Source organism: Burkholderia sp. 4NA327C6 (assembly GCF_005502655.1).
GTDB classification, from domain to species: Bacteria; Pseudomonadota; Gammaproteobacteria; order Burkholderiales; family Burkholderiaceae; genus Burkholderia; species Burkholderia contaminans.
This window is the reverse complement of the sequence record NZ_SCNZ01000002.1, coordinates 1-18,619: the sequence shown is the minus strand read 5'-3', so window position 1 is coordinate 18,619 and position 18,619 is coordinate 1. Positions and strand designations below refer to the sequence as shown.

General features: G+C 66.5%; 14 protein-coding genes. 4 read left to right on the top strand and 10 right to left on the bottom strand.

Annotated elements, in window-relative coordinates; genetic code table 11:
* Positions 1 to 10 precede the first annotated feature (10 nt).
* The 8 genes from FFS49_RS01905 to FFS49_RS01870 all read right to left on the bottom strand — a co-directional run bounded on the left by FFS49_RS01905 (position 11) and on the right by FFS49_RS01870 (position 10,277).
* On the bottom strand, positions 11 to 1,252 hold the full coding sequence (locus FFS49_RS01905; protein ID WP_039369579.1) for an aromatic ring-hydroxylating dioxygenase subunit alpha: 1,242 nt from the start codon (positions 1,250 to 1,252) through the stop codon (positions 11 to 13).
* A 52-nt stretch (positions 1,253 to 1,304) separates the two neighbouring features.
* Positions 1,305 to 2,090 (bottom strand): electron transfer flavoprotein subunit beta/FixA family protein, encoded by a 786-nt coding sequence (locus FFS49_RS01900; RefSeq protein ID WP_137909751.1) that lies wholly within the window; start codon positions 2,088 to 2,090, stop codon positions 1,305 to 1,307.
* Positions 2,087 to 3,256, bottom strand: coding sequence for an electron transfer flavoprotein subunit alpha/FixB family protein (locus tag FFS49_RS01895; protein ID WP_039369575.1), 1,170 nt, complete (start codon positions 3,254 to 3,256; stop codon positions 2,087 to 2,089). The genes FFS49_RS01900 and FFS49_RS01895 overlap by 4 nt, the downstream gene beginning before the upstream one ends.
* Positions 3,257 to 3,260: 4 nt before the next feature.
* Complete coding sequence (locus FFS49_RS01890) at positions 3,261 to 5,186, bottom strand: (Fe-S)-binding protein (protein ID WP_137909750.1); 1,926 nt, start codon at positions 5,184 to 5,186, stop codon at positions 3,261 to 3,263.
* Positions 5,187 to 5,189: 3 nt separating this feature from the next.
* On the bottom strand, positions 5,190 to 7,253 hold the full coding sequence (locus FFS49_RS01885) for an NADH:flavin oxidoreductase (protein ID WP_021160633.1): 2,064 nt from the start codon (positions 7,251 to 7,253) through the stop codon (positions 5,190 to 5,192).
* Positions 7,254 to 7,327: 74 nt separating this feature from the next.
* Positions 7,328 to 7,861 carry a DUF5943 domain-containing protein gene (locus FFS49_RS01880; protein WP_027807228.1) on the bottom strand — a complete coding sequence of 178 codons (534 nt, stop codon included), beginning with the start codon at positions 7,859 to 7,861 and terminating at the stop codon, positions 7,328 to 7,330.
* A gap of 138 nt (positions 7,862 to 7,999) precedes the next feature.
* Positions 8,000 to 8,971 carry a dipeptidase gene (locus FFS49_RS01875; protein ID WP_137909749.1) on the bottom strand — a complete coding sequence of 324 codons (972 nt, stop codon included), beginning with the start codon at positions 8,969 to 8,971 and terminating at the stop codon, positions 8,000 to 8,002.
* Positions 8,972 to 9,002: 31 nt separating this feature from the next.
* Positions 9,003 to 10,277 (bottom strand): serine hydroxymethyltransferase, encoded by a 1,275-nt coding sequence (locus FFS49_RS01870; RefSeq protein WP_039369562.1) that lies wholly within the window; start codon positions 10,275 to 10,277, stop codon positions 9,003 to 9,005.
* A gap of 447 nt (positions 10,278 to 10,724) precedes the next feature.
* Between FFS49_RS01870 and FFS49_RS01865 the strand changes: the two genes are divergently transcribed.
* Positions 10,725 to 11,750 carry a GlxA family transcriptional regulator gene (locus FFS49_RS01865; protein WP_137909748.1) on the top strand — a complete coding sequence of 342 codons (1,026 nt, stop codon included), beginning with the start codon at positions 10,725 to 10,727 and terminating at the stop codon, positions 11,748 to 11,750.
* Between the two features lie 59 nt (positions 11,751 to 11,809).
* Here the strand turns inward: FFS49_RS01865 and FFS49_RS01860 are convergent, their stop codons facing one another.
* A complete protein-coding gene (locus FFS49_RS01860) occupies positions 11,810 to 13,222 on the bottom strand; it encodes a discoidin domain-containing protein (RefSeq protein ID WP_137909747.1) in 1,413 nt (470 codons plus the stop codon).
* A gap of 275 nt (positions 13,223 to 13,497) precedes the next feature.
* Between FFS49_RS01860 and FFS49_RS01855 the strand changes: the two genes are divergently transcribed.
* The 3 genes from FFS49_RS01855 (at position 13,498) to FFS49_RS01840 (ending at position 16,997) form a co-directional block, all read left to right on the top strand.
* The gene (locus FFS49_RS01855) at positions 13,498 to 14,919 is read left to right on the top strand and encodes a PLP-dependent aminotransferase family protein (RefSeq protein ID WP_137909746.1); all 1,422 of its coding nucleotides are present in this window, start codon (positions 13,498 to 13,500) and stop codon (positions 14,917 to 14,919) included.
* Between the two features lie 263 nt (positions 14,920 to 15,182).
* Positions 15,183 to 15,941, top strand: coding sequence for a hypothetical protein (locus FFS49_RS41835; protein ID WP_171026710.1), 759 nt, complete (start codon positions 15,183 to 15,185; stop codon positions 15,939 to 15,941).
* Between the two features lie 33 nt (positions 15,942 to 15,974).
* Positions 15,975 to 16,997, top strand: coding sequence for a class I fructose-bisphosphate aldolase (locus FFS49_RS01840; RefSeq protein ID WP_137909744.1), 1,023 nt, complete (start codon positions 15,975 to 15,977; stop codon positions 16,995 to 16,997).
* 154 nt (positions 16,998 to 17,151) lie between these two features.
* On the opposite strand, the gene fdhA is transcribed toward FFS49_RS01840, so the two are convergent.
* On the bottom strand, positions 17,152 to 18,348 hold the full coding sequence (gene fdhA, locus FFS49_RS01835) for a formaldehyde dehydrogenase, glutathione-independent (protein ID WP_039369545.1): 1,197 nt from the start codon (positions 18,346 to 18,348) through the stop codon (positions 17,152 to 17,154).
* Positions 18,349 to 18,619: the final 271 nt, after the last annotated feature.

The window sequence follows — 18,619 nt, the reverse complement described above, 5'->3', positions numbered from 1 at the left end:
CTGCTCAGTACTACGCGCCGGTTTGTTCGGCGAGCCGGCCGATGTACCAGGCCGAGAATTTTTCGACGAGACCTTCCGTGAACGGCGAATACGGACCCGGCTCGTACGCGCTGCTGGTCGCGCCGCGCTGCGAGAACTCGACGAGCGCGCGATCCTGGTCGTTGGTCGCGTTCCACACGGCCGTGAGGTTCTTCACGTCGTAGTCGATGCCTTCCTTCGCGTCCTTGTGCACGAGCCACTTCGTGCGCACGAGCGTCTTGCCGGCCGACAGCGGGATCACCGAGAACGTCACGATGTGATCGCTCATGAAGTGGTGCCACGAGTTCGGCTGCGTCCAGAACGACAGCCCGCCGAGGTCCGCCTTGTCGAAGCCGCCGAGCAGCTTCTTCGATGCGACCTTCGCATCGAGCGTCTGCGATTCGCCGTGGCGATCGAGCGGCAGGCGCTGCGTGCGGAAGCCCGTCACGTCGAGCAGCTTTTCGATTTCGGCGGACGGCAGGCCCATCTCGGCCCACTCCTTCCCGCGCCGCACGCACGTTTCCGCGAATGCATCCATGCCTTCGGCGTTGGCGTCGGAGCGCTGGTAGCCGAAGCCGTATTCGTACAGCGAGATGGTGAGCTCCGGATGGTTCGCGACGCAGTGATAGCACTCGCGGTTGTTCTCCATCGTGAGCTTCCAGTTGCCTTCCTCGATGATGTCGACCTGCGCGGCGATCTTCGTGTTCGGCAGATCGTGCGGCAGCAGGTACGGCTCCATCTCGGCGCGCAGTTGCGCGAAGTCGGCGGGCGGCTCGTCGGCGAGGCAGACGAAGATCAGGCCCGCGAGGTTCTCGACGTGCACCGACTTCAGGCTGTGCTTGCAGCGGTCGAACTTCTCGCCCATGTGCTCGGCGAACATCAGCTGGCCCGTCAGGTTGTAGGTCCAGCTGTGGTACGGGCACACGATGTTGCCGACCGAGCCCTTGTCCTCGTTGCACAGGCGCGCACCGCGGTGGCGGCACACGTTGTGGAATGCGCGGATCGCCATGTCGTCGTCGCGCACGATCAGGATCGAATCGCTCCCCAGTTCCACGGTCACGTAGTCGCCCGGCTCCGGAATGTCCGGCTCGACCGCCACCTGGATCCAGTGCTGGCGGAAAATCGCCTCCATGTCGAGCGCGAAGATGTCCTCGCTCGTGTAGAACGGTGCCTCGAGGCTGTAGCCTTCCTTGCGCCGCTCGATCAATGCACGAATGTCTGCCGATACTTTCATCGTTTGCTCCGGATTCCTTGCATCCCTGGGTTCTTGCCGACAGGCATCAAAATCAATAGTCGATGAGCTGATGCTCGCGCAAATACGCGAGGATCACTTGTGCTTTTTCGACCGAACTCCCTTCATTTACGACGTTGCCGCCACGGCTTTCGGTCGTCGTCGCGGAGAGCATCCGGGCATGCCCGGAGCGCTTCTCGGCGGCGACCAGCTTTACGGGTTTACGCTCGATCGGACCGACCGTCCACGCGGCCGCATGGGCGTCCGCGCCGGGCGCCGCGAGCGCCGGCCGGATCGCGCCGGCGCGCAGCCGCGCATACGCATAGCGCGGCTCGGCATTCGCGAGCGGATGAACGGCGACGACGGCCGGCAGCGCCGCGTCCACGCGCCGCCGCAGCCCTTTCGGCAAAAATTGCCGGACCGCCGCGCGGCCGCCGTCGACCGTCACGTCGACGGCCGAGCCGACGAGCGGATAGCCGAGCGCCGCCGCGACGCGGTAAGGCAGCATCCCGGTGTCGTACGCGCCCTCGGCGCGCGTGCCGGTCAGCACGAGGTCGTAGCCCTCGACGCGCGCGGCGAGCGCATGCACGACGTCATCGCCGTCGCGGCAGGCCAGCACCTCGACCTCCCGCGCGCCGAGCGCGAGATATTCGGCAAGCGCCGTATTCGCGGGGTCGCCCGCATGGATCACGTCGAGCGTCGCGCGATGCCGCTCCGCGAGCTGGCGGCCGGTTTCGAGCGCGGCCGCATCGTTGCGGCTATAGCGCGCGACGCCGCTGACCGGATGGCGGCCGACGGACACGAGCACCGCAATGCGTTGCAAGGGGCGGGGGGCGTTCATGCGGCAACTCCTTCCGGTTCACGGGTGCCGACCGCGGCCGGCGATTCGCCACGCGCGGCGCGCGCGGCCTGCACCTGTTCGATCAGCGCGGCGATCGTGCCTTGCGCGTCACCCACCACCGTCAGGTTCGCGCGCTTCGCGATCGGCGCACTGCCGTCGAGGTTCACCGCGATCACGTGGCGGCAGTCCTTGATCCCCTGCAGGTGCTGCACCGCGCCCGAGATGCCGAACGCGATGTACACGCTCGCCTCGACCGTCTTGCCGGTTGCACCCACCTGCTTGTCACGCGTGAAGTGACCGTTGTCGACCGCGACGCGGCTCGCGCCGATCGCCGCGCCGAACACGCCGGCCAGCCGCTCGAACGCGCCGATGTCGGACACGCCGTTGCCGGCCGACACGATGAAATCGGCTTCCTCGAGCGCGACCTGGGCCGCATCGATTTCGTCGAGACCGAGATCGCGGTACGGTTGCGCGGCGTCATGGGCCGGGCGGATGAAGTCGGCGGCGAGACGCTCGCCCGCGCCGACGAACGGCAGCTTCGCGTCGACCGCGTTCTGCGCGAGCAGGATCACGTCGGGCAGCGCACGGGTGGCAAACGCGCGCCCGGCCTGCGCATACGCGCCGACATGCTTCGCGTCGATCTCGACGACGTGCGCCGCGACGCTCGCGCCGGCAGCGGCCGCGTAACGCCGGCCGAGATCGCCGTCGCCCGTCGCGTTGTCGGGCACGAACACGTGTTTCGGCGCGAGGGCCGCCACGCATGCCTGCAGCGCTTGCAATTCGCTTTCGGGGTCGAACGCACGCCGATCGAAGCCGGCGAGTTCAAGCAGCTTGTCGACGCCCAGTTCGGCCACGTCGTCCTTCAGTTCGCCGAACGCGAGCAACGCGACTTCCGTCTGCGCATCGGCGAGCAACGCGGCGGCAGCGATTGCCTGCCGCGAATGATCGTCGAGCGCGCCACGTTCGCTGTGCGCGACCACCAGCATCACATGCTTCGGATCCTGCACCGCGCGGCGCGGCTTGGCAGCCGCTGCGCCATGACCGTGCGCGAACCCGTGCACGACGTTCGCATCGGCGCTGCCTTCCTCGCCGAGCGTGATGCGCTTCAGGCCCGCGGCCGTGATGATGAACGGCCGGCGCGGATCGATTCGTTTGATCGTGTTCATCGATTCACTCCAGCGAGGCGGCAACGAGTTCGGCCACGTCGAGCACGTCGGGGCGCGGGCCCACGACGCCTTCGAGCATCGCCGTGCAGTTCGGGCAGGCAACCGCGACCACGTCCGCGCCGATCGTGCGTGCGTCGGCGATGCGGATGTCCGGAATGCGCTGCTTGCCGGGGATGTCGGTCAGCGGCGCACCGCCGCCACCGCCGCAGCAGCGGCCGCGCATGCCGTTGCGCTCCATCTCGACGACCTGGATGCCGATCGTCTTCAGCAGCTTGCGCGGCGCTTCCGTTTCGCCGTTGTAGCGGCCGAGGTAGCACGGGTCGTGATACGTGGTGCGCTTGTCCTGCAGCGCTTCGACGGCCTTCGGCGCGATCTTGCCGCTGTCGGCCAGCTCCGCGAGGAAGGTCGTGTGGTGCTTGACCGTCACGCGCAGCCCGAGCGCACGGTACTCGTTGCGCAGGCTGTGCATCACGTGCGGGTCGGCCGTCACGATCTGCTTGTACGACAGCGTGCCGAGCGTGCCGATCAGGCGCTTCGCCATCTGCTGGAACGTCGCTTCGTCGCCGAGCCGGCGGGCGACGTCGCCCGTGTCGGTCTCGGTCGAGCCGAGCACCGCGTAATCGACGCCCGCCTTGTTCAGCACCTTGACGAACGCGCGCAGCGTGCGCTGGTAGCGCATGTCGAACGCGCCGTCGCCCGCGACGAACAGCACGTCGACCGGCTTGCCCGGTTGCGCGACCGGCGCGCTCAGGTCGACCGACCAGTCGTAGCGCGCGGCCGTGTCGTAGCCGCCCATCGTGCCCGTCTCGCGCAGGTTCGCTAGCACTTCCTGGCCCTTGCCCGGCACCGTGCCGTGCACGAGCGTGCGGTTGCGGCGCATGTCGACGATCGCGTCGACGTGTTCGATCAGCATCGGGCATTCCTGCACGCACGCGCGGCAGGTGGTGCACGACCACAGCGTCTGTTCCTCGATCAGGCCCGACACGATCGGGCCGTTCGGCTCGCCGCGATGCTGGCCGACCGGAATGCCCGGCGACGGGCTGCCCGCGTAGGCCGCATCGGTGCCACCGGCCATCCCGACCACGAGATCCTGGATCAGCTTCTTCGGGTTCAGCGGCTGGCCCGACGCGAACGCGGGGCACGCGGCTTCGCACTTGCCGCACTGCACGCAGGCGTCGAAGCTCAGCAGCTGGTTCCAGCGGAATTCGACCGGCTTTGCGACGCCGTACTCCTGATGCTCGATGTCCGGCAGCTTCAGCGCGGTCGGCGGCGTGGCCGTGCCGTTGCCGGTGAACGACTCGCGGGTGGCCGCGAAGCGCTCCTGGCGCGGGTGGAAGGCCAGGTGCAGGAGGCCCGCGATCGCATGCTTCATCGGGCCGCCCTTCGCGGCGCCCACCGTCATCGTGAATGCGCCGACACCGATCAGCACCGCGCAGAGCACCGCGAACGCGCCCGACATTGCGCCGGTCGGCACCAGCATGAACAGCACGAGGCCGAGCGCGAACGAGCCGAGCAGCCAGGGCAGCGTATTCCACGGGCCGCGCGACAGGCGGGCCGGCACGTCCCTGGCCGCGCGGCGGCGCCACACGAACACCGCGCCGACCAGCATCGCGAGCGCCGCGAGGAAGATCAGCTTGTCGAGCCACGGCGAGTAGATCGCGAGGCCGTAGTTGATGAACACCAGCGCGAGCGCGCCGATCGCGCCGCCGGCGGTTGCGACATGCGTCTTCGCGATATACGGATCACGGGCGACCACGTGGTGCAGGTCGACGAAGTAGCGCTTCGGGATCGCGAACAGGTTCGAAACGCCGAACGAGCCGGGCGCGGTGGCCCGGCCCAGACGCCAGTATGACGAGCGCTTCGCGACCGCGAACGCGAGCCCCGCCACCGACAGCCACAACAGGGCGGTAATGAGGAAGGACGGATTCATCGTTTAGAAATCCTTCACGAGACGCAGCGAGTCGTAGATCGCACCGTGGACGTTGTGCATCGAGATGCAGTCGCCGACACGGAACAGCAGGAAACGGCCGTTGCCGAGTTCTTCCGACAGGCACGGCTGCGGCTCGGCCGCGAACAGCGTGTGCGGATCGATCTGGCCGCGGTTCACCGATTCCGGCTTGAGCTTCCAGTACAGCTCGTCGTTCGGCGACGAACCGTTCTCGATCACCACCTGGTCGACCGCGCGCTCCTCGAGCTCTTCCGTGTACTCGTTGCGCAGTACGGCGATCAGCTTGCCGTCCTCTTCATAGACGCGATCGAGCATCGTGTTCGGCGTCGGGATCACGCCGAATGCGTACAGGCGGCGATAGAAGATCGGGAACGTCGTGCCGCCGCAATCGTCGGCGACCTTCACGTCCGGCGTGACGACCTCGACCTTCGAGCCGCGGCTCGCCATGAAGTCGGCCACGCCGGCGCCCGCATGCGTGCTCACGCCGTCGAACAGCAGCACGTTCTGCTTCGGCTCGACCTTGCCGGTCAGGATGTCCCACGAGCTGACGGCGAGGCCCTCGGCCACGCCCCAGCCCGGCACCTGCCACGTGAAGCTCGACCCGCCCGTCGCGAGCACGACGATGTCCGGCTTCTCGGCCATGATCATCTTCTCGTCGGCGGCCACGCCCAGGCGCCGGTCGACGCCCAGGCGCTTCGTTTCCATGTCGAACCAGCGGATGATCCCCGACATCTGTTCGCGCTGCGGCGCCTTCGCGGCGATCATCACCTGCCCGCCCACTTCGGCATTCTTCTCGAACAGCACCACGTCATGGCCGCGCAGCTTCGCGACGCGCGCCGCCTCGAGCCCTGCGGGGCCCGCGCCGACCACCACGACCTTGCGCTTCGGGCCGCGCGACTTCTCGATGATGTGCGGCATCGTCGCTTCGCGCGACGTCGCCGCGTTCTGGATGCACAGCACGTCGAGGCCGTTGTACTGGCGGTCGATGCAGTAGTTCGCGCCGACGCACTGCTTGATTTCGTCCTCGCGGCCGTCGCGGATCTTGATCACCATGTGCGGATCGGCGATCTGCGCGCGCGTCATGCCGACCAGGTCGATCATGCCGGTCGCGAGCAGGCGTTCGGCCTGGCCCGCATCGCGGATGCTCTGCGCGTGCATCACCGGAATCTTCACGACCGACTTGATGCCGGCCGCGAGGTGCACGAACGGCTCCGGCGGCAGCGCCATCGGCGGCATGCAGTTGGCGATCGTGTTGTGCGTGTCGCCGCCCGAGCCGACCACGCTCAGGTAGTCGATCAGGCCCGTCTCGGACATCGCCTGCGCGATTTCCTTCAGCGCTTCGTGATCGAGGCCGTCCTCGTGGAATTCGTCGCCGCACATGCGCAGGCCGACGCAGAAATCCTTGCCCACCGCCTCGCGCACGGCCGTCAGCACTTCGATGCCGAAGCGCAGGCGGTTTTCCAGGCTGCCGCCCCATTCGTCGGTGCGGTGGTTCGAACGCTTGCTCCAGAACTGGTCGATCAGGTGCTGGTGAGCGGCCGAGATTTCGATGCCGTCCATGCCGGCCGCCTTCACGCGCTTCGCGGCGGCCGCGAAATCGCCGATGATGCGGCGGATTTCCTCGATCTCGATGATCTTCGCGTTGCCGCGGTGCACGGGTTCGCGCACGCCCGACGGCGACATCAGGTGCGGCCAGTGCTCGCCGTGGAACGACGAGCGACGGCCCATGTGCGTCGCCTGGATCATGATCTTCGCGCCGTGCTTGTGCATCGTGTCGGCGAGGCGCGTGAGCGGATCGATGATCTTGTCGGTCGACAGGTTCACCGATTTCCACCAGCCCTGCGGGCTGTCGATCGACACCGGGCTCGACCCGCCGCAGATCGCGAGGCCCACACCGCCCTTCGCCTTTTCTTCGTAGTAGCGGATATAGCGGTCGCCCGGCAGGCCGCCCGGCTCGGCATACACCTCCGCATGCGCGGTGCTGACGATCCGGTTGCGCAGCGTCAGCTGGTTCAGCTGCATGGGTTTGAACAGGTGGGGATAACGCATCGCTGGCGACCTCTGGCGTTCGAATGTCTCGTGTTGCGGGTGTTGTTGTGTTGCTGTGCCGTTACGTCAGCGCATCAGTGCGCGATCGGCGACACTTCGAAGACGCAGTGGTCGTGATGCTCGGCCGCGCACTGCACTTCCTTCGAAAACGCGCGCGGCGCGCCCTTGCCTTCCGGCGTCGTGTCGTTGACCCAGTCCATCGCGCCGGCGAACCAGCCCGCGAACATGTAGCAGAGCTTGCCTTCCTTGCCAGGCTGCTGGAGCACGAACGACGAGTGGCGCAGCTCGATCTTCGCGCGTGCGCTGGCCGGATCCGCCTCGATGATCGAGAACAGGCCCCAGCCGCGTTGCGACAGGCGCTTCAGGTAGTGCTCGAACACCGCCATGCCGGTGATGCCGTGCTGCTTCGCTTCCTTGTCGCACCAGTGGTAGGCGGACTTGTAGCCGGCCTTGTACAGGATCTCGGCATACGCTTCGACGCCGAGCGCTTCCTCGACGGCGACGTGGTTGTTCGTGAAGAAGTGGCGCGGCACGTACAGCATCGGCAGCGCGTCGGTGGTCCAGACGCCGGTATCGGGATCGACGTTGATCGGCAGTTGCGGTTGCATCGTGTGACTCCGTGAGGAAATTGGCCGCGCGGCTCGGTGCGCAGGCGCGATATCGTCCGCGTGCCCGTGCGGCTTGCACGGGCACGTCCCGATTTTTTTAATGTTGAATCGCTGTCGGTGGTTCGGCGTTCGCGGCGCTTATGCGCCCCACACGTCCTTGAACACGCGCACCCAGTTCTCGCCCATGATCTTGCGGATACGCGACTCCTTCCAGCCGTGGCGTTCCATCGCGGCCGTCAGGTTCGGGAATTCGCCGATCGTGCGGATGCCGTCCGGGTTGATGATCTTGCCGAAGTTCGTCAGCTGGCGATAGCGGCCCTTGTCATGCGTCAGCATGTCGAAGAATTCCTTCGCGTAATCCTGCGTGAAATCCGTGCCGATGCCGACCGCATCCTCGCCGATCAGGTTCACGACGTAGTCGATCGCCTCGATGTAGTCGTCGATGTTCGCTTCGATCCCGCGCTTGAGGAACGGCGCGAACATCGTCACGCCGACGAAGCCGCCCGCATCGGCGATCTCCTTCAGCTGTTCGTCGCTCTTGTTGCGCGGATGCTCCTTCAGGCCCGACGGCAGGCAGTGCGAATAGCACACCGGCTTCTTCGAGAACGCGATCGCTTCCGACGACGTATTGCCGCCCACGTGCGACAGGTCGACCATGATGCCGACACGGTTCATCTCGGTGATCACTTCGCGGCCGAAGTCCGACAGGCCGCCGTCGCGCTCGTAGCAACCGGTGCCGACCAGGTTCTGCGTGTTGTAGCAGAGCTGCACGACGCGCACGCCCATGTCGGCGAACGCTTCGATGTAGCCGATGTTGTCCTCGAACGCATGCGCGTTCTGGAAGCCGAGGATCACGCCGGTCTTGCCTTCCTTCTTCGCGCGGAAGATGTCTTCCGTCGTGCGCACCAGCGTCAGCAGCTCGCTGTTGTCGCGGATCTTCTTCTTCATCACGCCGATGTTGTCGACGGTCTTGGTGAAGTTCTCCCACACCGACACCGTGCAGTTCGCGGCGGTGATGCCGCCTTTGCGCATGTCTTCGAACACCGGCTTCTCGAACTTCGAGATGTTCAGCCCGTCGATGATGATGCTGTCTTGATGCAGCGTGCTCATGTGTTGCTCCAGTATTGTCGGGTCGGTGGGATCAATAGATCGGGAAGCGTTCGCACAACGCGAAGATCTCGCGGCGCACGCGCTGTTCGGTCGCGTGGTCGCCTTCCGGATTCGCGCGCAGCGCGTCGAACACTTCCAGGATCAGGCGGCCCACCTCGCGGAATTCCGCGACGCCGAAGCCGCGCGTCGTGCCGGCCGGCGTGCCGAGGCGGATGCCCGACGTGACGGTCGGCTTCTCGGTGTCGAACGGAATGCCGTTCTTGTTGCAGGTGATGCCCGCGCGCTCCAGCGCCTGTTCGACCGGCGCGCCCTTCAGGCCCTTCGGGCGCAGGTCGACCAGCAGCAGGTGGTTGTCGGTGCCGCCCGTGACGAGATCGACGCCGCCCGCCTTCAGCACTTCGCCGAGCGCCTGCGCGTTCGCGAGCACGTTGTCGATGTAGGTCTTGAAGTCCGCGTGCAGCACTTCGCCGAACGCGACGGCCTTGCCGGCGATCACGTGCATCAGCGGGCCGCCCTGCAGGCCGGGGAACACGGCCGAGTTGATCTTCTTCGCGATCTCCTCGTCGTTGGTCAGCACGAAGCCGCCGCGCGGGCCGCGCAGCGTCTTGTGGGTGGTCGACGTGACGACGTGCGCATGCTCGACCGGGTTCGCGTGGCGGCCCGCGGCGATCACGCCGGCGATGTGCGCCATGTCGACCATCAGCTTCGCGCCCACGCCATCGGCAATCGCACGGAAGCGCGCGAAGTCGAGCGCACGCGGGTAGGCCGAGAAGCCGGCGATGATCAGGTTCGGCTTGTGCTGCTGGGCGAGCTCCTCGACCTGGTCGTAGTCGATCAGCATCGTGTCGCGGTTCACCCCGTACTGCACGGCGTTGAACCACTTGCCCGACAGCGCCGGCTTCGCGCCGTGGGTCAGGTGGCCGCCCGCGTCGAGCGACATGCCGAGCACCGTGTCGCCCGGCTTGGCGAGCGCGAGCATCACCGAGCCGTTCGCCTGCGCGCCCGAGTGCGGCTGCACGTTCGCATAGCCGGCGTTGAAGATCTGCTTCACGCGCTCGATCGCGAGCGCCTCGACTTCATCCGCGAATTCGCAGCCGCCGTAATAGCGCTTGCCGGGATAGCCTTCCGCATACTTGTTGGTCAGCACCGAGCCCTGCGCCTCGAGCACGGCGCGCGACACGATGTTTTCCGACGCGATCAGCTCGACCTGCGACTGCTGACGCTCGAGTTCCTTCAGGATGGCGCTGCGCACCGGCGCGTCGCGCTCGGCGAGGGGCTGCGAGAAGAAAGGCTGGGTATTCGACATAGTGCGTCCGTGACGAAGAATAGGGGGCTGAAACCGAAGCTCAAGGCCCGCCCTGCCTGGGTTTCCCGCTTGTCCCGTGCAAGGCTGCCGACGGCTCTATTCTTGTCGTTCGGATTTTCGGCGGATTGATGAATTTAGACGCGTTCTTTGCCTTTTCCGCCATCCGCGTCCGTTTTGTACAAGTGACCGGTCGTGCTTTTTCGGATGACCAAGCAAACCGCCACACTCGGTTCACCTATGAACAGGCACGCCGGCGGTGCGACCGCCGCCCGGTCGGGGTGCAGCACGTCACGAATACGGTGCAGTGCAGCATGCCGCTTTCAGCCAGACAACGTATGGATCTAGGGTTTAGCCGTATGGCACGCTTGTTGCGCTGGCTCACACAATATCGCAGCCCGTCCGTGCCCCCGGGCGTAAAAGCTATTAGAGATTCTAGGAACGCTCCCCATGTCGCCCGACCGCACAGCGTCGCTGTCCCACTTCGCGTTCATGCCGTTACCGAACTTCACGATGATCGCGTTCACCAATGCGATCGAGGTGCTTCGGATGGCGAACTACCTGAGCGGCCAGCCGCTGTACCGCTGGTCGGTGATCAGCCCGGATGGCGGCCCGGTCACCGCGAGCAACGGCCTGACGGTCGACACCGGCCCGGCCGAATGCGTGGGGCAGCCCGACATCGTGTTCGTGTGCGGCGGCGTCGACGTGCAGCGCGCGACCACGCCCGCCCATCTGTCGACACTGCGCCGCTTCGCACGCTCGGGCATCCCGCTCGGCAGCCTGTGCACGGGCACCTATGCGCTCGCGAAATCGGGGCTGCTGGCGGGCTACGCGTGCGCGATCCACTGGGAGAACATGTCGGCGCTGAAGGAAGAGTTTCCGGACACGCGCTTCCTGAAGGAACTGTTCGTGATCGACCGCGACCGCATCACGTGCACGGGCGGCGTCGCGCCGCTCGACATGATGCTGAACCTGATCGCCGCGCGCGTGGGCACCGCGCGCGTCACGCAGATCGCCGAGCAGTTCATCGTCGAACACGTGCGCGACACGAGCGCGCAGCAACGCATGCCGCTCGTCGCGCGCCTCGGCTCCGCGAACAAGTCGCTGTTCGAAGTGATCTCGCTGATGGAGAACAACATCGAGGAGCCGCTGTCACGCGAGGAGCTCGCGCGGCTCGCGAACATGTCGCAGCGGCAACTGCAGCGCCTGTTCCGCGAACACCTCGGCATGACGCCGACGCATTACTACCTGACGCTGCGGCTGCGTCGCGCACGCGAACTGCTGCTGCAGACCGACATGTCGATCATGCACATCACGATGGCGTGCGGCTTCCAGTCGGCGTGCCATTTCAGCAAGAGCTATCGCGACGCGTTCGGCGTCGCGCCGACCCGCGAGCGCCGCAAGCAGGTCGCCCCGCTTGCGCAGGGTACGGCGAGCGCCATCCCCGCCTTCCCCGCGCATCTGCTGCATGCATGAGCTTCGCGTCGATTGACGCGTGAAAAAAAGCGACCTCGACGGTCGCTTTTTCTTTGCGCTTACGATCCCCACACCTGCATTTCGTCGAGCGAATACCCCCACTGCGTCGCGCGCTTCGTGCCATACATCCGCACGTAGCGGCCATGCCCGTTCAGGTTCGGCAGCGTCACGTGGCCGTACGACACGCCGTTGTTCGTCGAGTAGATCGTCGTCCAGTTCACATTGTCGTTCGACGTCTGGATCTGGTACACGAGGGCGCCCGCATCCCAGTAGAGATCGACGCTGCTGATCGTCTTCGTCGCGCCGAGATCCACGGAGATCCATTGCGGATCGACGCCCGCACCTTCCGGCGAATCCCAGCGCGTGCTCGTGGTGTTGCCGTCGAACGCCTTGTCGGGCGTGAGCGATGCGTTGTAGCTCGCCGATGCGGCAGCCGGACGCCCCTGCGACAGCAGCGTCGGCTGCGCGGCGGCCGGGCCGCCGTAGTAGCTCGACCCGAGCTTGGCCTTCGTCGTGTCGGCGTTCACGCCGAACTGCGACAGGCTCCAGCGCTGGCCGGTCGTCACGTCACCGACGTAGAGCTGGTAGCCGCCCGCCGTCGTCGACGAGAAGAACACGTAGTTGGTGCCGCTCACCGGCGCCGGATCCGAGTTGTTGCTCACGCAGTCGTTGATCGGCAACGCGTTCGGCGTCGACGCCGGGTCCGCCGTCTTCGTGTAGATCTGGTCGGCCTGGCCGCTGTCTTTCCAGCGTGCGTAGAACACCATGCCGTCCGCGCGCACGATCGGGTAGTACGTTTGCAGCCCGGCCGGCGCATCGAACACCGCCGTCGCGCCGGTCGCGAGCGTGCGCTTCATCAGCCCCATGTTCGCGCCCGTACCGGTCGCGTAGTACACGGCGCTCGCATCGGGCGCGAGGAACGGCATCGAGTATTCGGCGCCGGAGGGTGCGTTCGTCAGGCTCACGACCGACGTGAACACCGGGCCCGCGCTCGTGTACGACAGCGTCGCCTGCTTGACGTCGCCGTTCTGCTTGAACACGAGCGTCTTGCCGTCCGTGCTGAATTTCGGGTCCTCGTTGCGCGTGGCGCCCGTGCTGTTCGTCAGGTTGACGGGCGGCGTGCCGGCGCCGAGCTGCAGCATGAACACGTTCCATGCGCCGTTGCTGATGCCCATGAACGCGAGCCACTTGCCGTCGGGGCTGAACACGCCGTTCATCGGATCGGTGATGCCCCACGTGCTCTTGCTCAGTTGCGTCAGCGTATGGGCCGAGAAGTCGTACAGGAACAGCTGGCTCGTGCCGTCGCCGTACTTGACGTAGCTGTGATAGACGAGCTTGCCGGTCAGTGCGGCGGGGAACGTCGCGTTGGATTGCGCCGGCGGATTGCTGATGCAGGCGGCGTGTGCTGCGCCGCCGAGGAGGTTGAGGGCGAGGCCGGCCGCGAGGCCCGCGACGAGAGTGTTCGATTTCACGCTGAAGGTTTCCGGTTAGGGTCATGACACCGCTGACTAGACCTCGCACGCACGGGCGCACGGGGCACGGATCAGCCGGCGGACAGCGTGAATTCCGTATCGGTCAATGTCGGGAACGAGGATTGCTCGAGGGGTGAAAGCATGCCAGCGAGTGGCGCCTGAAAACAGGATCAGAGTCCGTGAAAAACAAGCGGATCACGGGATATCGAGGCCTGTCGCGCAGCGCGCGCCGTGCTACTCTTTTTCGGCACAAAGCTGCTCGACTTGAGGCCGGCATGAAGCGTTATGCGATGCTCGCGCGGACAATCTCCGAGTCGATCCGGCGTGGAGATCTGGCCCCCGGTGCGCGCATCCCCACCGTGCGCGCCGCGTGCCGCGCATATGGCGTGAGTCCTTCCACCGTGTTTCGCGCGTACTACGCGCTCGAAAGCGAGGGTCTGATCGTCGCGCGTGCACGGTCCGGATATTTCGTTGCGAACCTCGAAGACAAGCACGTGCGGTTCGGCCATGAACCGCCGCGCAAACCGGCCGCCACGCCGGCGGGCAACGGCGATACGTTGTTCCGGCTGCTCGATTCGCTCAAATGCGAGGAGATCGTCCCGCTCGGCTCGGCCTTCGCCAGCTATTCGCTGTTCCCGATGAGCAGCCTGTGGCGCGCAATGGCGTCGGCGGCCCGCAACATGGATCGCACGGCCCTGCTATCCGGCGCGCCGCCCGGCCACGACGGGCTGCGCCGCCAGATCGCGCTGCGCTACCTGAATGCGGGCGCGGCGTTGCCGATGGATGAAATCGTCATCACGACCGGCGCGCTCGAAGCGCTGACGCTCAGCTTGCAGGCGCTAACGCGCCCCGGCGATATCGTCGCGATCGAGCGACCGGCGTTTCATGCGGTCCTGGAGGCTGTGCAGCGCCTGCACCTGAAGGCCGTCGAGATTCCGGTCGACCCGCGCACCGGCCTCGATCTCGATGCGCTCGAGAAAGCGCTCGACACGCATCCGGTGCGGGCCTGCTGGTTCATGACGTCGTTCCACAACCCGACCGGCGCGACGCTGACCGACGAGCGCAAGCGTGCGCTGATCGACCTGCTCGCGGCACGCAACGTGCCGCTGATCGAAGACGACGTCTACGGCGAGCTGCATTTCGGCACGGGGCCCACGCGCCCCGCCAAGCTGTATGACGACAGCGGTCTCGTCCTGCATTGCGGTTCGTTCTCGAAATGTCTCGCGCCCGGGTTCCGAATCGGCTGGGTCGCGGCCGGACGCTACGTGCGGCAAATTCGCCAGGCAAAGGGCGCAAGCGCGCCGGCAGCGGACGTGCCTGCCCAGATGGCGATTTCGAGCTACCTGCGCGACGGCGCGTACGACCGCTTCCTGCGCAAGCTGCGCCGTAATCTTGCCGCGCACCAGGCACAGATGCTGGCGGCCGTGCGTGCGTATTTTCCAGCCGGCACCGAAGTGTTCGCGCCGCGCGGCGGGTATTTCCTGTGGCTCGAATTGCCGCCGCGCGTGGATGCGATGCACCTGTTCGGCGATGCGATGGAAAGCGGCGTCAGCATCGCGCCGGGGCCGATCTTTTCCGCGACCGGCGGATTTCGCCGCTATCTTCGGCTCAATTACGGCCGGCCGTGGACGCCGGCGGTCGAGCACGCGATGGAGATCATCGGGACGCTCGCGGCCCGGCAGCGGCACGACAGTTAGCGCGGAACCGACGAATCACGACAGCCTGTTTGTGCCTTGCGTTTCGCGCACCGGCGACCAAGAATGAAGCGGTAGGCAACCACGGACGAACGTGTTCCGCACACCCGATGTCACGGAGAATCCCATGAACGCCGAATGCGAACGACAATCTACGACGTACGCATCATTGCATTCCGGCACGGGCCGATAGGCTGCCGTGCAGGAACGGATCATGACGACCGGCGATCGTTCGCCCTGTTGACGGCGCCCGCCCGCCTCCAGCGATGCGAGTCCTCCCCAAGCGCACCATTCGCGCGCGCGACGACTGGCGCGCGATCCTGAAATCGCGAGCCGAAGCGCGGCGCACCGCCCGCTTCCGCTGCAGCGAATGCGGCTTCACGGCCTTCCGTGCACTCGAACACTGCCCCGCCTGCGGCAGGTGGAACCGGCCGTTCGATTCGATCCACCGCGCACCGGATGCCGCGCATGCTCCGCACGCGTTTCACACGTGGTCGTCGCGCATCGCGCGCGCGCTTCGCAATGCGGCGCTCCAGCAGCCTCGCGCATCGACCGCCCCGATCCTAAGCATCCTGACACTCGTGCTGCTGGTCGGCGGCTATGTGGTGGTCGACCGGACATGCAAGGCCGATCCCGCCTGTCGCGGCTCGAGCGATTCGCGCACGATGGCGAGCGATGCCGCACCGTACGCATCGAACGACCCCATGCTGCCTGTCTTGCCCACACCCGTCTTTCCGTTTCATTCGACTGACGGAACGCAGGTGGCGATCGCCCGACCAGGCAGCCCGGGCCCGGATGCCAGCCGTGCATCCGCCGGTGGGACGGCAGTCGCGCGAGCGGCGCCGGCCATGCATGCGCCCGACCGATCGCACCCCACCACCGCGGTTCGCCTGGCGGGCTGGAAAGGCAATCACGGTGCCGCGCATCGCCCACATACCATCCACCGCGTGAGCACGCACACCGCACGTGCGCGACGCGCCGCCAGCAATACGCAGCAAATCGCACAGCTCTATCGCGGCCACTGAGCGCGCGCGTGGCGGTTTCAGCGGAGGAATTCCATGAGCACCGATAACCCACTCCAGGCGACGATCCAGGCACTCGTTCAGGATGGCAAAGGGTTGCTGGCGGCCGACGAAAGCGGGCCGACCATCGCAAAGCGTTTCAAGACGATCTCCGTCGAATCGACCGAAGAGAATCGCCGCGCATGGCGCACCCTGTTGCTGTCGACACCAGGCCTCGGGGAATTCGTCAGCGGCGTGATCCTGTATGAAGAGACGCTCGGGCAATGTGCGGACGATGGCACGCCGTTGCCCGAACTCGCCGCCCGTCAGCAGATCGTGCCCGGCATCAAGGTCGATGCGGGCAAGATCCCGCTCGCGCTCGCGCCCGGCGACGAAATCACGCAAGGGCTCGATGGGCTTGCGGCGCGCCTCGACGGCTACCGGCGGCAAGGCGCGCGGTTCGCGAAATGGCGTGCGGTGTACAACGTGTCCGCCACGCTGCCCGGCCATGCGGCGATCGAAGCCAACGCCGAAGCGCTGGCGCGCTATGCGGCGATCTGCCAGGAGTCCGGCGTCGTGCCGATCGTCGAGCCGGAAGTGCTGATGGACGGCGATCATTCGATCGACCGCTGCGCGCAGGTGACCGACGCCGTGCTGCACGCCGTATTCAACGCGCTGCACCGGCATCGGGTCGTGCTCGCGCACATGTTGCTCAAGCCGAGCATGGTCGTCGCGGGCAGCACGCACACTGCACAGGCGGCCCCCGCCGAAGTCGCGGAGGCGACGGTACGCCTGCTGCGCAGCGCCGTGCCGGCCGAAGTACCCGGCATCTTCTTCCTGTCCGGCGGACAGACGCCCGAGGAAGCGACGGCGCATCTCGATGCGATGAATCGCATTGCCGGGCGGCCGTGGCTGCTGAGCTTTTCATATGGCCGCGCGCTGCAGGAGCCGCCGCTGGCCGCGTGGAAGGGACAGGCGGCCAACGTACGCGCCGCGCAGGCGGCGCTGCTGCTGCGCGCACGCCTGAACGGTGCGGCCTGCCGCGGCCAGTACGACGCCGCGATGGAGCGCACCGCGTGAACCGAGCCGGCCGAATGTCGCCCGAACGATCGCTCACGCGTGAGCATCTCGCCCGGCACGATCGCGGGCACAGAGCGCGCGCTTCCCGAACGCACGAAGGGCCGAGGCGCTCGAACGCCCGGCCCCTTCGATTACCGCGTGATGACCGGTCGCGTCATGCCGCCAGCAACCCGTGCGGGTCGATGACGAATTTGCGCGGCGCGCCGCCGTCGAACTTCTTGTAGCCTTCCGGCGCCTGGTCGAGCGAGATCACTTCGACGTTGACGATCTTCGCGATCGGCAGCCGGTCGAACAGGATCGCCTGCATCAGGTTGCGGTTGTACTTCAGCACCGGCGTCTGGCCCGTGAAGAACGAGTGCGACTTCGCCCAGCCGAGGCCGAAGCGGATGCTCAGGCTGCCGTGCTGCGCGGCCTTGTCCTTCGCGCCCGGATCGTCCGTCACGTACAGGCCCGGGATACCGATCGCGCCCGCCGGGCGGGTAATTTCCATCAACGAGTTCAACACCGTCGCGGGCGCTTCCTCCGAATGGCCCGACGAACCGTGGCCGTGCGCTTCGAAGCCGACGCAGTCGACCGCGCAATCGATCTCGGGCACGCCGAGGATCTGCTCGATCTGCTCGCCGAGCGATGCATCCTTCGACAGGTCGACCGTCTCGAAGCCCATCGCGCGTGCGTGCGCAAGGCGTTCCGCGTTCATGTCGCCGACGATCGTCACGGCCGCGCCGAGCAGGCGCGCCGAGGCGGCCGCCGCCATCCCGACCGGGCCCGCGCCCGCGATGTAGACCGTCGAGCCCGGCTTCACGCCCGCGCTCACCGCGCCGTGATAACCGGTCGGCAGAATGTCGGACAGGCAGGTCAGATCGCGGATCTTCGCCATTGCCTGATCGCGATCGGGGAATTTCAGCAGATTGAAATCCGCGTACGGCACGAGCACGTACTCGGCCTGGCCACCGATCCAGCCGCCCATGTCGACATAGCCGTAGGCGCCGCCGGCACGCGACGGGTTCACGTTCAGGCACACGCCCGTATGCGTGTCCTTGCACATCGCACAGCGGCCGCAAGCCACGTTGAACGGCACCGACACGAGATCGCCGAGCTTCAGCGTCTCGACGTCGCGGCCGATCTCGACCACCTCGCCCGTGATCTCGTGACCGAGCACGAGGCCGACCGGCGCGGTCGTGCGGCCGCGCACCATGTGCTGGTCGGAACCGCAGATGTTCGTGCTCACCACTTTCAGGATCACGCCGTGGCCGATCGCGCGGCCGCTCGGATCGACCATCTTCGGATAATCGATTTTCTGGACTTCGACCTGGCCCGGCCCAAGATAGACGACACCTCGATTGCTGCTCATCGTATTGTCTCCATGTCTCGTTGGATGGCGCCGCGGCGCGCCGGCTCATGCGGCGCACGCGCAACGCGCTGTTCGAGAGTAGTCCCGGAGGCAGGGGCGCCGATGTCTCAAACGCGACACGTGTTTGAACGGCGCCGACATCGATGGCGGAAATGCGAAAGTCGAGTGGGAAACAACGGGAAGGTTTGGCGCGGGGGTAACGCGCTGGATGGTGACGGTGGGGATGGAACTGGACGCGCTGCGGGCGCTGCGGGCGCTGGGGTGCTGGGGT

What these genes read in the sequence shown, in the direction of transcription:
- FFS49_RS01905 (WP_039369579.1), bottom strand. Translation starts at nt 1,252, where the DNA reads ATGAAAGTATCGGCAGACATTCGTGCATTGATCGAGCGGCGCAAGGAA.
- FFS49_RS01900 (WP_137909751.1), bottom strand. Translation starts at nt 2,090, where the DNA reads ATGAACGCCCCCCGCCCCTTGCAACGCATTGCGGTGCTCGTGTCCGTC.
- FFS49_RS01895 (WP_039369575.1), bottom strand. Translation starts at nt 3,256, where the DNA reads ATGAACACGATCAAACGAATCGATCCGCGCCGGCCGTTCATCATCACG.
- FFS49_RS01890 (WP_137909750.1), bottom strand. Translation starts at nt 5,186, where the DNA reads ATGAATCCGTCCTTCCTCATTACCGCCCTGTTGTGGCTGTCGGTGGCG.
- FFS49_RS01885 (WP_021160633.1), bottom strand. Translation starts at nt 7,253, where the DNA reads ATGCGTTATCCCCACCTGTTCAAACCCATGCAGCTGAACCAGCTGACG.
- FFS49_RS01880 (WP_027807228.1), bottom strand. Translation starts at nt 7,861, where the DNA reads ATGCAACCGCAACTGCCGATCAACGTCGATCCCGATACCGGCGTCTGG.
- FFS49_RS01875 (WP_137909749.1), bottom strand. Translation starts at nt 8,971, where the DNA reads ATGAGCACGCTGCATCAAGACAGCATCATCATCGACGGGCTGAACATC.
- FFS49_RS01870 (WP_039369562.1), bottom strand. Translation starts at nt 10,277, where the DNA reads ATGTCGAATACCCAGCCTTTCTTCTCGCAGCCCCTCGCCGAGCGCGAC.
- FFS49_RS01865 (WP_137909748.1), top strand. Translation starts at nt 10,725, where the DNA reads ATGTCGCCCGACCGCACAGCGTCGCTGTCCCACTTCGCGTTCATGCCG.
- FFS49_RS01855 (WP_137909746.1), top strand. Translation starts at nt 13,498, where the DNA reads ATGAAGCGTTATGCGATGCTCGCGCGGACAATCTCCGAGTCGATCCGG.
- FFS49_RS41835 (WP_171026710.1), top strand. Translation starts at nt 15,183, where the DNA reads ATGCGAGTCCTCCCCAAGCGCACCATTCGCGCGCGCGACGACTGGCGC.
- FFS49_RS01840 (WP_137909744.1), top strand. Translation starts at nt 15,975, where the DNA reads ATGAGCACCGATAACCCACTCCAGGCGACGATCCAGGCACTCGTTCAG.
- fdhA (WP_039369545.1), bottom strand. Translation starts at nt 18,348, where the DNA reads ATGAGCAGCAATCGAGGTGTCGTCTATCTTGGGCCGGGCCAGGTCGAA.